Raw genomic sequence first — 12,316 nt, forward strand, 5'->3', positions numbered from 1 at the left:
CCTTATGAAATGCGATAAAATTCAAGCATATTGACGATCGCTGGAGGAAATGCCCTGAGCCTTATCCTCCAACTCAACCACGCGGATCGCATTGATGGATACCAGTAATCCCTCGGTAATTTCCGTAACGATCTCAAAATCCTTCAATCTCTCTTTTATATTGATCGACAGGCTGATTGCGCCATCAAAAAGCTCACCCCGGTCAAAACTCAGCCGCGAAGCCGCTATCTCCTTGGTGCCTTGCTGATGACAGACTCTCACGGACAAATCGCCCGCAGCGCCACCAATCTTTACGACATCGATTTCAATGTCATACTTTCCTGGAGATAACGGCCAATAGGGGCCGAACGTCAAGACTCCCTTTTGCCCGAGCGACCGCATGGCGCCAGCGCACGGCGCGCCAACCAGCGTCCGCATGTCATAGCCGGGAAGAAGATCTAGCGAACACCGTGGCGCTGGGCCAAGAGCATCTACCGCAGCCATCACTGCTTTCGCGGTATCAGCCCACACTCTCGGTTTGTACCCGGACGATATGGCATTCTCCAGGGCCTCCAACTGTTCGGGATGCTCTACCAGCCGCAGGATTTCATCCGCCCATGCCTGCGCATTCCACGGATCCACATAGACAACAAGATCGCCACCCACTTCAGGTATTGAGCCCCGCGCCGACGCTACAACGGCTTTGCCGCATGCTAGCGCCTCGCCCACAGGCAAGCCCCATCCTTCGTAAAGCGAAGGATAAACCATGAATTTTGCATTGCGATAAAGGAAACTCAGCTCTGCATCGGTTACGTGGTTCAGTTGTACGATACGACCTTCTATCAAAGGGTCGAGTTCAATGTCTTTCAGCAAATCGCCCACGCCCCACCCAGGCATGCCGACAAAGACTAGCTTCGGCAGATTTTTCCCGTGCCCGTCCTTGGCAAGAAGATGGTATGCACGATACAGAACTTCGTGATTTTTACGCCGCTCGATAGTGGATACGAATAGGATATAAGGCTTTTCCTTTAAGCGCTGGATTTCCGGCCCAACAATGCCTTTTGCATCTGGAACGTTGTCTCCCAATGGTATGACCACGCTTGGGATCTCGGGCGCACCAATTTGCCTTACAAGTTTGCGGTAATCGCTACGACTTTGCTGCGATATACATAACATTGTCGAAGATGACCACGATAATTTTCCAAAATATTCCTTAAATCCTGCGGCAACATGTCCGACACAATACTGTGGATACAAAATTGGTATAAGGTCATAGCAGCAAGATATGACCCTTATACCTAGTGATTTTTTTAATTCGTAAAACTTATCTAAATATGGATAATCCCAATCAAGACCCAAAGAAATGAGAACGTCGCCATGTTTCATAAAATCGTGACTGACTGCATCTTTTTGTTCTGAAGCAATCAAAATATTGCTAGCGCGAGAGTCAGAACCTGAAGAGGAAAATCGTTTCCGGTTTCCGAAAACAGTATCAAAGGATGATGTGCGAGGAAAAATTCGGGACGAATCCGGCCAAACTAGCCCCTTCGGGGCGCTGAAGGAATCTGAACTGCCGTGAGGAACGAACTCACCGTTTTCAAAGATGCATTTCTGAAATCGGGAACCGTAAAACCTTTCCAGTTCGCGGCAAATTTCCTGTTCCACGCGCACGATCCCAACCGCCGGACGGGTCCAGGTTGCGCTGGTTGTTACATTCATCCAAATAGTAGGGAGACGCCCGACGTTTGTTTCAATCATACCGGCTCCCCCCCCCCCCGATGCTGCCCACAAGGCTTGCCAACGCCTTCTCCCACAACACCCCACGTCGCGCATCTCGCTCCTCGGTCGACAGGTGCATTCTAGGCCGCAAAAAATTCTCCCTTATTGCGGCGCAAAACCCTTCCGGGCTGTCCGAGATCACCATGCCCCGCACGTTTGAGAACTCTTCAAACCCCTGCATGGCCTTTGTTGTTGCAACGACATGACACCCTGCCCATATCGCCTCTGCCGCTTTCAAATTTGTCCCACCTCCATAGGTGATCGGCAGAACTATTTGATGGGCGGTTGCCAGTAAGCCGCGCAAAACACTTTCGCTTACACGTCCAGCATCGGCGTAGACTTTATGCATGCCGCCAACATGCGCAAATTTGGGGTCATGAAGAATGTTTTGCCCGGCACCGCCAGCTACCACCATAAGGGAGTTCGGCGGAAAGCAACCTACGCCGTAGCCAAACATCTCAAAGAAGCCGTCCATATTCGGCGGATGTGCGCTGGCGCAGTACAAAGCAAATTGGCGCCCTTGCGTGATGGTGTTTGCGGCCATAATATCAGTCATACCGGCAATGCGATCTATCACACCATTTGGTGCCAATATTGGTTCTCTCTTAGAAAACTCAGATAGCCAAATTATATCGCTTTTAGATACGGAAAATACCAAATCGGCATTTTTTGATGCATACACTTCACAATTTCTAACCATCTCAGAGCAATAAATTGCTCTATCTTCCCCAAAATAGGAATTTATTATTCCGTATTTCAGATTATGCTCTATATTTGCAGATCCATAAATTAAGGAAGGTGGGGTATGTGAAAATTTTTGAGCATATTTCTTTGCAAAGGAAAACAACCATGGTTGCTCACAATAAATTACGTCAGGAGTTTTGGGGATTAAATTTGCAAGTCTTTTAAAAAAGGTATCATTCTTAGAAAATAATTCGCTTATGGCGAAATCTTCCATCAAATCTAAATACTCTACCATAGATGATAAAGTCTCTCGCCCAGGATATTCCAAAAAATAAGGCGAAGATGGATAAGTAGGGCTGCCAAGAACGCCCACCGAATAAACTTCGTGCCCAACTTCAGCCAGCAAGTCGATGATGTTGCGTAAACGGTGCTGTCCACCGTGCATGGGCTCTTCAACCGGGTACGTGCTCAGGCACAATATCTTCACGATTTCCTCATCAAAATTTAATTTTTGAATAAAGGCCTTATAGACCTGACTTTTTTGAGACACGGTAGACATGGTTTTCAAGCGCACGCAGATCCCGCAACATATCTTGCGCATTCCAGAACAGCATGAAGCCCGCCGTCAATCGCCCGATAATTGGGATTCTGCTAATCTTGCGCATCCGGCGATAGGACTTCATGCCAAAAACCCGGACGCCTTTCTCGCCCGCTTCGGGCGAACGCGAAATGGCCTCGATCACGCGATAGCGCGTCTCGCCAGAGCGGATCATTGGCAAATACGTCGCCAAACCAGATGGATCGGGCTGTCGGCCAAGAAGCTTGGCGTAAACTTCGTTCAGGAATTCCTCGTCGTGGAAATCAAAGAAATGCGAAACATGAATGCAATCCGCGTTGGCAGATTGCGTTGCAACGCGGCCCTGTTCACTCACCATTCGCTTGGAATTCCCACTTGATGACCCCAGGTTGGAATTTTCCTACTACGTACATGCGGCAATCGCAAACGTCATGGGCAATTGGCCGTCGGATGGATGAGATCCCAATCGAGAAGGGGGCGCGATCGACCGCGACGAAGATCGCAACGCGTTGGTTGGAAGGGGATTAAAGCGCAGAATTTCAGAGAAGCAACTGATTAAAAACTAGTTTCTTGTCGCGTCGGGCATTTCATGCCTTTTGCCCCTACCGCCCCGCCGCTCGGGCGATCTCCGCCAGGCCCTGGGCCAGCGCCAGTTCGCTGTTCTGGCTGTCGCCCAGCAGGGTGCGGTGCAGGGCGATCAGGCGGGCGAGGAGGCGTTCGAGCTTGCGGCCGCGCCAGCGGCGGAGCTGGTTGGCGAGGTCCTGGCGGTCGCGGAAGAACACGCGGCGCGAGGTCACTTCGTCTTCCATGAAGGCGCTCATGTCGCTGCGGGGACCGAGCCTGCCGGCGAGGTCTGCCAGTTGCACCGCGCGCCGTTCGAAGGCGAGCAGCAGGCCGACCGGATTGAGCGCCAGTTCGCGCATCCGCGCCAGTTCGCCCGGCAGGCGCGCGGCATCGCCGCCCAGCACGGCGTTGACCAGCGGCATGAAGCCATCGTCCTCGTTCACCGCGCCGATCGCGTCGAACGCGGCGGCGTCGGAGGTGCGCGGGGCCTGGGGGCTGGCGTCGAGGTAGAGCGCGAGCTTTTCGATCTCGCTGCGCGCCATGCGCGTGTCGAGCCCCGTGCCACGCGCGATGCGTTCGGCCAGTTCCCCGGTCAGGCGCACGCCGGCGGCGTCGGCCATGACGCGGACGGCCTCGGTCACCGATTTGACGTCGGGCGGATGGAACATCGCCACCAGCGCATCGGGCCGGTCGCCCAGCAGCTTGGCCACGCGCGACTTGTCGGTGGCGGAGCTGGCGACGATCAGCACCGGCCAGCCGTCCACCGGGCTGGCGAGGAGCGTTTCCACCGCGTCGAACGCCTCGTCTCCGGCGGTCCGCACATGAATCTGCCGCTTGTCGCCGAACAGCGAGACCGAACGCGCCTCGTCAGCCAGTTTCACCGGATCGCGCTTCAGCTCCGATCCGGAAATTTCCACGCGCTCGGCCTCGCCCAGCAATCCGGCGATCTTCTGCGCGGCATCGCCCGCGCCGGCTTCGTCGGGGCCGCAGAAATAGAATACGCGGCATTCGCGCGCGGCGCGGGCGGCGGTGCCGGCGAAGTTCTTCTGCGTGGCTTTCACGGCCGGCAGCCCGGTCCGGCGGCCTGCGCGGCGCGGATCATTGCGGCTTACGCAGCTTGACCGCGACGCGGGTGACGATCTGGTCGGCCACCTCGCGCGAAAGGTTTTCGAGCGCGGTCTGTTCCGCCGCGATCACCGCGTATTCGCTGGAGACCACGTCCAGCCCAGCATCGGCGCCGGCGGTCGCGTCCAGCACGACATCGCCGCTGGCGAGATCGACCAGCTGGAAGCGCGCGCGCAGCGTGCGGCGTTCGCGGGTGACGGTGTCGTCGGAAAGGATGCCGAGGCCCTGCAGGCGCTCGTCCAGCCTTACGTCGAGCCGGTAGCGCGCGCCGTCCTTGCCGCCGCCCGCGCCCAGCCGGTCGACCAGCGCGTTGCGCACCAGCCAGCCGGACTGGCCCTGGATCGAGGGCACTTCCACCCCGCTCAGCGCGCGCGCCACGGTGCCGTTGCCGCCCCCGGCGTACATCGGGCTGAGCCCGCCGCACCCGGCCAGCATCGCCGTCAGCAGCACGCTGGCCAGCAGCCGGGGGAGGGGAGGCATGTTACGCGACAAGGTTCACCAGCCGATCGGGCACCACGATCACCTTCTTCACTTCCGCCCCGTCCAGCGCACGCTGCACCTTGTCGCTGGCCAGGGCAAGGCGTTCCAGCTCCTCGCGCGCGGTGCCCTTGGCCACGGTCAGCGTATCGCGCAGCTTGCCCTTGACCTGCACCGCCACGGTCACCTCGTCATCGACCAGCAGCGCCGGATCGACGGCGGGCCAGGCTGCATCGGCCACCAGCCCTTCGCCGAAGCGCGCGAAGGCTTCCTCGGCCAGGTGGGGCATCATCGGCGCCACCAGCAGCAGCAGCGCGCGGATCGCGGCGGAGCGGCTGGCGGAAGGCGCGGCCTTCTCGATCGCGCCGGTCAGTTCGTAGATGCGCGCCACGGCCTTGTTGAAGCCCAGCGCCTCGATGTCTTGCGCCACGGCCTGCACGGTCTGGTGCGCCTTGCGGTCGACGGCCTTGTCCTCGCCGGTGGCCGAAGTGTCGTATTGCGCGAACAGGCGCCACAGCCGCTGGACGAAGCGCGCGCAGCCCTCGATGCCGGCTTCGGACCACGGCAGGTCACGCTCGGGCGGGCTGTCGGACAGCATGAACCAGCGAATCGCGTCGGCGCCGTACTGGCTGACGATCTCATCGGGATCGACGACGTTCTTCTTCGACTTCGACATTTTTTCAACACGGCCAATCTCTACGCGAACGTCCATTCCCTTTAGATAAAGGCCATCTTCCCGTCGTTCTACTTCCTGTGGGGACAACCAGATCTTTCGATCCTCAGAGTGCCATGATGGAAAAATGTAATAGGTCTCGTGCGTCACCATGCCCTGCGTGAACAGGCTGGCGAAGGGCTCCTTCACGTCCAGCTTGCCGATCCGCGCCAGCGCGCGCGTCCAGAAGCGGGCGTAGAGCAGGTGCAGGATCGCGTGCTCGATCCCGCCGATATACTGTTCCACCGGCATCCACTGGCGGATCTGTTCGGGATCGAACGGACGATCGGCCGGCTGGCTGGCGAAGCGCAGGAAGTACCACGACGAATCGACGAAGGTATCGAGCGTATCGGTCTCGCGCCGGGCGGGCTTGCCGCATTGCGGGCAATCGACGTGCTTCCAGGTGGGATGGCGGACCAGCGGGTTGCCCGGCGTCTGGAAATCGACGTCCTCGGGCAGCGTGACGGGCAGGTGCTTCTTGGGCACCGGCACCACGCCGCAGACCTCGCAGTGGATGAATGGGATCGGCGTGCCCCAGTAGCGCTGGCGGCTGACGCCCCAGTCGCGCAGGCGCCACACTGTCTTGCCTTCCCCCCACCCTTCGCTTTCGGCGCGGGCGATCACGGCGGCCTTGGCGTCGGCCACGGCCATGCCATCGAGGAAGCCGGAGTTCACCAGCACGCCGTCGCCGGCTTCGGCCTCGCCCGCGAAGGGCTTGCCGGCATCGGCCGCGTCCGCCGCGACGACGCGCAGGATCGGCAGGCCATACTTGGTGGCGAAATCGAAGTCGCGCTGGTCATGCCCCGGCACGGCCATGATCGCACCGGTGCCGTAGTCCATCAGCACGAAGTTGGCGATGAAGACCGGCAGGTCCGCGCCGGTGAACGGGTGCTTCGCGGTGATGCCGGTGTCGAAGCCCAGCTTCTCCGCCGTTTCCAGTTCGGCGGCGGTGGTGCCGCCCTGCTTGCACAGCGCGATGAAGTCCTGCGCGGCGGTGTTGCCGGCGGCGATGAACTGCGCCACGGGGTGATCGGCGGCGACCGCGACGAAGCTCGCGCCGAAGATCGTGTCCGGGCGCGTGGTATAGACGTCCAGCTTTTCGCCGGTGGAAAGCGTGAAGGCGAATTGCAGGCCCTGGCTCTTGCCGATCCAGTTTTCCTGCATCAGCCGGACCTTTTCCGGCCAGTTTTCCAGCGTGCCCAAGCCTTCCAGCAGTTCCTCGGCGAAATCGGTGATCTTGAGGAACCACTGGTTCAGCTTGCGCTTTTCCACCAGCGCGCCCGAACGCCAGCCGCGCCCGTCGATTACCTGTTCGTTGGCCAGCACGGTCTGGTCGACCGGGTCCCAGTTGACCGCCGATTCCTTGCGATAGACCAGCCCGCCTTCGTATAGGTCGAGGAACAGGGCCTGTTCGTGGCCGTAATATTCCGGCTCGCAGGTCGCGATCTCGCGGCTCCAGTCGAGCGCGAAGCCCAGGCGCTTCAGCTGCGCCTTCATGTTGGCGATGTTGTCGCGCGTCCAGCCGCCGGGGTGGACGCCCTTTTCCATGGCGGCGTTTTCGGCCGGCATCCCGAAGGCGTCCCAGCCCATCGGGTGCAGCACCTCGAAGCCCTTCATCCGCTTGTAGCGGGCCAGCACGTCGCCCATCGTGTAATTGCGGACGTGGCCGATATGGATGCGCCCCGAAGGATAGGGGAACATTTCCAGCACGTAGCTGCGCGGCTTGGCGCTCGCGTCGTCGGCGCGGAAGCTCTCGCGCTCGTCCCAGACGCGCTGCCAGCGGATATCGGCGGAAGAAGGATCGAAACGGTCTGCAGTCATGCCCGCTCCTCTAGGGAGCGCGGCGCGCGCGTGCAAGGCGGTCTCTGCCTGCGGGAGGGCTCCGCCGGCCCTCTATTCGCCGGTTCAGCCCTTGATCGTCTGGCGGCGCAGGTCGCGCGCCTTGGTCAGGATCACGTCTTCTAGCTTCTGCACGGTGGCGGCCTGCACCGGCGCATCGACCCACTGGCCGTTCTGCGAGACCTGGCGGCTGGCGGCGACGCGCAGCGCATCGGCGCGCAGGTCCTGATCGAGGATCGACACGGTGACTTTGACGCGCTCACCCGGGTTCTTCGGATTGGCGTACCAGTCGGTGACGATCACACCGCCGTTGCTGTCGGTCTGCAGCAGCGGCATGAACGAGAGCGTTTCAAGGCTGGCGCGCCACAGATAGGCGTTGACGCCGATCGTCGTCACCTTGCTGGCGGCCAGGTCCAGCCGGGGGCGCTGCTTCTTGTGACCGCAGGCGGACAGCCCCAGCGCCAGCGTGCCGAGCACGGCGCATGTGACAAGGACGCGACCGGACGCGAGGTGTTTGGCACGGCGGAATCCAGAGGCGCTGACGGTCACTACACTTCGTCCTTGCTGGCGGGAAGGAGGCGGCTGGCGCATCCTTCCGGTCCTGATATGAAGCGCGCTTGCGGCACGCCGGTCCGGGGCCTCTATCACCCCGGCGCCGCGGGCCGCAAGCGCGATGAAACAAGAGTCCACATAGCAGGCGCGCGGCGTGAACCGGTCCTGAATGCCATGGGGGTTGTGGACATCGTGCAACAGCTTGCCAACAAGCGGTGCCGCACCCACATGGAGACTCGCCTTCCGGCCATAATGGTTATAAGGACAAACAAAGAGATCGCCTTTGTCACGAGAATCACATATTCCGCGTGAAAGGGGGCTCTACAACAGGGCTGAGGGACCGTTTCGAGATGACTGGCAGGGTTGATGGCAAAGGCAGAAATGGCGGCTTGCGCCGTATTTTGCGTGCGCCCCTGCTGATCGGCGCAGCGGCTTCCGCTGGCCTTCTGATCGCTCCCACTGTCAGCAGCGCTTTCGCGAGCCATTTCGATGCCTCGCCGGTCAGCCTTGCCGCGCGCGGCGGGATTGGTTCCTTCACGCCGGCTTCGATCGATCCGCGCCTTGCCGCGCAGATCACCGTGCGGGCGTTGTCGAATGGCAAGCTGTTCCGCTTCACGCCCGCCGGCACCGAAACGCGGCCGGACCGCGCGGTGACCGTGGCGGTTCGCGTGAACGACGATACGTCGCGTGTCGTGTCCGTCCGCCAGGCCTTTGCCGCCGCTGCGACCGCGCCGGGTGCCGCTACCGTGCGGATCGCGCCCACGGCCTACAATCTCGGTCTTGCGCGCGGATACCAGAGCTTCGCGATCGATGGATCGCAGCCCCGCGAAGTCGCGCGGCTGGAAATGCCCGATTTCCAGGCATTCAAGCTGTCCGGTCCTGCGCCGACGGCGCCGGGCCGCCTTTCGCCGCGGCTGGAGCTTGACCAGAAGGAACGCGCCGGGCGCGCGCCGCGCACGCTTGAGAACCAGGGCGACTACCAGGTCGATCTGGGCGGCAGCTATCGCCTGACCGGCAATCTCAACGTAATGGCCGGCATCCGCTATTCGTCGGAGCGTGACCGTCTGCGTCCGCTGACGGATGGCAAGCAGGACAGCCAGGCCGTTTACGTCGGAACGCAGTTCCACTTCTGATTCCCCTACATCGCAGGTTTCCCGGGGTGCCGCGTTATTTGCGCGTTTCTTCGCGCGTGCAGTATTAAAGGCAGTATTATACTGCGATGCAGCAATATATCGCGCTGCAATAATTGGATTTTGATCCGTAAAGCGCTTGTAGCTCCGCGCCCATATCCTTACGCTTGATGCCGATAGGGGTGAATACTGGAGTTTTGACATGGCGCGTGTTGCAATTGTTACCGGCGGTACTCGGGGTATTGGCGAAGCGATCAGTCTTGCACTCCGGGACCTCGGTTTTACGGTCGCCGCCAACTATGCCGGCAATGCCGAGAAGGCCAAGGCCTTCACCGACGCCACCGGCATCAAGGCCTATCGCTGGGACGTCGGCGATCATCAGGCCTGCCTTGACGGGTGCGCGCAGGTGGCGGCGGATTTCGGCTCTGTCGATGTCGTGGTGAACAACGCCGGCGTGACGCGGGACGGTGTGCTGCACAAGATGACGTTCGATGACTGGAACGAGGTCATGCGCATCAACCTGGGCGGGTGCTTCAATATGGCCAAGGCGACCTTCCCGGGCATGCGCGAACGGGGCTGGGGGCGCATCGTCAACATCGGCTCGATCAACGGGCAGGCCGGCCAATATGGCCAGGTCAACTATGCCGCGGCCAAGTCCGGCATCCACGGCTTCACCAAGGCGCTGGCGCAGGAAGGCGCGAAGTATGGCGTGACCGTCAACGCGATCGCGCCGGGCTACATCGATACCGACATGGTCGCAGCCGTGCCGCCCGCCGTGCTGGAAAAGATCGTCGCCAAGATCCCGGTCGGCCGGCTGGGCCAAGCCTGCGAAATCGCGCGCGGCGTGGCGTTCCTCTGTTCGGAAGAAGCGGGCTTCGTTACCGGATCGACGCTGTCGATCAATGGCGGCCAGCATATGTACTGATCGCCGCGCGGGCGGCTTTGCGGCCGCCCGTGGCGCTGGTAGAGCGGGGGCGTGACCTCGCTCTACCATCCTCCCGTCAAGCGCTCGGTGGAGATCGCCGGGCACAAGACCTCGATCAGCCTGGAACCGCTGTTCTGGGAGATGCTCCGCGCTGCCGCCGAGGCGGAAGCGCTGCCGATCAACGCGCTGGTGGCGCGCATCGATGCCCAACGCATCGCCAGCCCCACGCCCCCCGGCCTCGCCAGCGCGATCCGGCTGTGGCTGGTGGCGAGAGTGGGGATCGGCCTTGCGCATGACGGATAGACGCGATCCCCTGGTGAGCCTCGATTTTGAAGCGCTTCTGATCGAATGGCGCGGCCCGGCGCCCTTTGTGTTCGCGCCGATCCCCGATCACCATTGTGGCGAGATCGCCCATGCGGCCCGCCAAGCCAGTTACGGCTGGGGCGTTGTGCCGGTGGCGGCGATCATCGGGAAAACGCGCTTCACCACGTCGCTTTTCCCGCGAAACGGCGGTTATCTGCTGCCGGTCAAAGTTGCTGTGCAACGGGCGGAGAGCATCGGCCCGGGCGCGCGCGTATCCGCGCATATCGAGATCGGCTGAGGCGCCGCGCTCAATCCCCGCCGACGCGTTCCACATCGGCGCCGAGCAGCGCGAACTTTTCTTCCAGCCGCTCGTAGCCGCGATCGAGGTGGTACAGCCGGTGCACCTGCGTCTCGCCTTCGGCGGCGAGGCCGGCAATAACGAGGCTCATCGATGCGCGCAGGTCGGTCGCCATCACTTCGGCGCCGGTCAGCTTGTCGACGCCGTGGACGATCGCGGTGCGGCCCTTGGTCTCGATCCGCGCGCCCATGCGGTTCAGTTCGGGAACGTGCATGTAGCGGTTTTCGAAGATCGTCTCGGTCAGCACGCTGGAGCCCTGCGCCAGGCACAGCATGGCCATGAGCTGCGCCTGCATGTCGGTGGCGAAGCCGGGGTAGGGGGCGGTGGAGATGGTGACGGGGCGCAGCGGGCCGTCGGCGGCGACGTGGATGCCGCCCTTGACCGGCTCCACGCGCACGCCCGCGTCGCGCAGCACCTGCACGGTCGCTTCCATGTCCTCGATCCGCGCGCCGGCCAGCGTCACTTCGCCGCCGGTGATCGCCGCCGCGCAGGCATAGCTGCCCGCCTCGATCCGGTCCGGCATGACCATGTAGGTCGCGCCGTGCAGGCGATCGACGCCGTGGATCGTGAGGTCGGACGTGCCGATGCCTTCGATCTGCGCGCCCATGGCGACGAGCAGGTTGCACAGGTCCACGATTTCCGGTTCGCGCGCGGCGTTGTGCAGCGTGCTTTTGCCCTTGGCGAGCACGGCGGCCATGACCGCGTTCTCGGTCGCGCCGACGGAGACCACGGGGAAGCTGTAGCGCCCGCCGGGCAGGCCGCCATCGGGCGCGATGGCGCGGACGTAGCCGGCGGCGAGTTCGATCTGTGCGCCGAACGCTTCGAGCGCCTTCAGGTGCAGGTCGATCGGGCGGTTGCCGATGGCACAGCCGCCGGGCAGCGAAACGGTGGCTTCGCCGGCGCGGGCAAGCAGCGGGCCGAGCACGAGGATCGACGCGCGCATCTTGCGCACGAGATCGTAAGGGGCGACGGTGGACGTCAGCCGCGTGGCCTGCAGCGTCATCACCCGGCCGAAATCCTCGGGCCGCGCCCCCGCGATCGACGTCGACGTCCCGAACTGGTTCATCAGGTGCTGGAAGCCGTCGATGTCGGCCAGGCGCGGCAGGTTGCGCAGGGTGACCGGCTCATCCGTCAGCAGCGCGCAAGGCAGCAGCGTCAGCGCCGCGTTCTTCGCGCCGGAGACCGGAACCGTACCCGAAAGGCGCTTGCCGCCGCGAATGATGATCTTGTCCATCGCGGTCGTTTAGCCGGTTTGCCATGGCACGCAAGAGGACGCCCGCGCGATGCCGTGCGTCAGCCTGCGAACCGGTGC

The 12,316-nt window shown here is 61.8% G+C and carries 12 protein-coding genes; 4 read left to right on the top strand and 8 right to left on the bottom strand.

Annotated features, from left to right (window positions below):
* Positions 1 to 21: 21 nt before the first annotated feature.
* The 7 genes from F1640_RS12830 to F1640_RS12860 form a co-directional block, all read right to left on the bottom strand.
* Entirely contained in the window at positions 22 to 1,644 is a 1,623-nt protein-coding gene (locus tag F1640_RS12830) for a glycosyltransferase family 1 protein (RefSeq protein ID WP_194919558.1), read from the bottom strand.
* An 85-nt stretch (positions 1,645 to 1,729) separates the two neighbouring features.
* Entirely contained in the window at positions 1,730 to 3,010 is a 1,281-nt protein-coding gene (locus tag F1640_RS12835; protein ID WP_194919559.1) for a glycosyltransferase, read from the bottom strand.
* On the bottom strand, positions 2,967 to 3,377 hold the full coding sequence (locus F1640_RS12840; RefSeq protein ID WP_194919560.1) for a DUF4214 domain-containing protein: 411 nt from the start codon (positions 3,375 to 3,377) through the stop codon (positions 2,967 to 2,969). Before F1640_RS12840 ends, F1640_RS12835 begins: the two co-directional genes overlap by 44 nt.
* Before the next feature lie 244 nt (positions 3,378 to 3,621).
* Positions 3,622 to 4,644 carry a DNA polymerase III subunit delta gene (holA, locus tag F1640_RS12845; RefSeq protein WP_194919561.1) on the bottom strand — a complete coding sequence of 341 codons (1,023 nt, stop codon included), beginning with the start codon at positions 4,642 to 4,644 and terminating at the stop codon, positions 3,622 to 3,624.
* 37 nt (positions 4,645 to 4,681) lie between these two features.
* On the bottom strand, positions 4,682 to 5,188 hold the full coding sequence (gene lptE / locus F1640_RS12850) for an LPS assembly lipoprotein LptE (protein WP_255530359.1): 507 nt from the start codon (positions 5,186 to 5,188) through the stop codon (positions 4,682 to 4,684).
* Position 5,189: 1 nt separating this feature from the next.
* Entirely contained in the window at positions 5,190 to 7,718 is a 2,529-nt protein-coding gene (gene leuS / locus F1640_RS12855) for a leucine--tRNA ligase (protein ID WP_194919562.1), read from the bottom strand.
* 84 nt (positions 7,719 to 7,802) lie between these two features.
* On the bottom strand, positions 7,803 to 8,213 hold the full coding sequence (locus tag F1640_RS12860; RefSeq protein WP_309229318.1) for a DUF3576 domain-containing protein: 411 nt from the start codon (positions 8,211 to 8,213) through the stop codon (positions 7,803 to 7,805).
* 464 nt (positions 8,214 to 8,677) lie between these two features.
* Here F1640_RS12860 and F1640_RS12865 point away from each other — a divergent pair, with 464 nt between their 5' ends.
* The 4 genes from F1640_RS12865 to F1640_RS12880 all read left to right on the top strand — a co-directional run bounded on the left by F1640_RS12865 (position 8,678) and on the right by F1640_RS12880 (position 10,944).
* Positions 8,678 to 9,421 carry a hypothetical protein gene (locus tag F1640_RS12865; protein ID WP_194919564.1) on the top strand — a complete coding sequence of 248 codons (744 nt, stop codon included), beginning with the start codon at positions 8,678 to 8,680 and terminating at the stop codon, positions 9,419 to 9,421.
* A 199-nt stretch (positions 9,422 to 9,620) separates the two neighbouring features.
* Positions 9,621 to 10,343, top strand: a complete 723-nt coding sequence (phbB, locus tag F1640_RS12870; RefSeq protein WP_194919565.1) for an acetoacetyl-CoA reductase — start codon at positions 9,621 to 9,623, stop codon at positions 10,341 to 10,343.
* A 51-nt stretch (positions 10,344 to 10,394) separates the two neighbouring features.
* A complete protein-coding gene (locus F1640_RS12875) occupies positions 10,395 to 10,646 on the top strand; it encodes a ribbon-helix-helix domain-containing protein (protein WP_194919566.1) in 252 nt (83 codons plus the stop codon).
* Positions 10,636 to 10,944, top strand: coding sequence for a DUF1905 domain-containing protein (locus F1640_RS12880; protein WP_194919567.1), 309 nt, complete (start codon positions 10,636 to 10,638; stop codon positions 10,942 to 10,944). The genes F1640_RS12875 and F1640_RS12880 overlap by 11 nt, the downstream gene beginning before the upstream one ends.
* Positions 10,945 to 10,954: 10 nt before the next feature.
* On the opposite strand, the gene murA is transcribed toward F1640_RS12880, so the two are convergent.
* Positions 10,955 to 12,238 carry a UDP-N-acetylglucosamine 1-carboxyvinyltransferase gene (gene murA, locus F1640_RS12885; protein ID WP_194919568.1) on the bottom strand — a complete coding sequence of 428 codons (1,284 nt, stop codon included), beginning with the start codon at positions 12,236 to 12,238 and terminating at the stop codon, positions 10,955 to 10,957.
* Positions 12,239 to 12,316: the final 78 nt, after the last annotated feature.

It is taken from the genome of Novosphingobium sp. NBM11 (assembly GCF_015390225.1).
Taxonomy (GTDB): domain Bacteria; phylum Pseudomonadota; class Alphaproteobacteria; order Sphingomonadales; family Sphingomonadaceae; genus Novosphingobium.

Bases quoted from the DNA above. Each gene is read 5' to 3' on its own strand.
- F1640_RS12840 (WP_194919560.1), bottom strand. From the start codon at position 3,377: ATGGTGAGTGAACAGGGCCGCGTTGCAACGCAATCTGCCAACGCGGAT.
- lptE (WP_255530359.1), bottom strand. From the start codon at position 5,188: ATGCCTCCCCTCCCCCGGCTGCTGGCCAGCGTGCTGCTGACGGCGATG.
- leuS (WP_194919562.1), bottom strand. From the start codon at position 7,718: ATGACTGCAGACCGTTTCGATCCTTCTTCCGCCGATATCCGCTGGCAG.
- phbB (WP_194919565.1), top strand. From the start codon at position 9,621: ATGGCGCGTGTTGCAATTGTTACCGGCGGTACTCGGGGTATTGGCGAA.
- F1640_RS12880 (WP_194919567.1), top strand. From the start codon at position 10,636: ATGACGGATAGACGCGATCCCCTGGTGAGCCTCGATTTTGAAGCGCTT.
- murA (WP_194919568.1), bottom strand. From the start codon at position 12,238: ATGGACAAGATCATCATTCGCGGCGGCAAGCGCCTTTCGGGTACGGTT.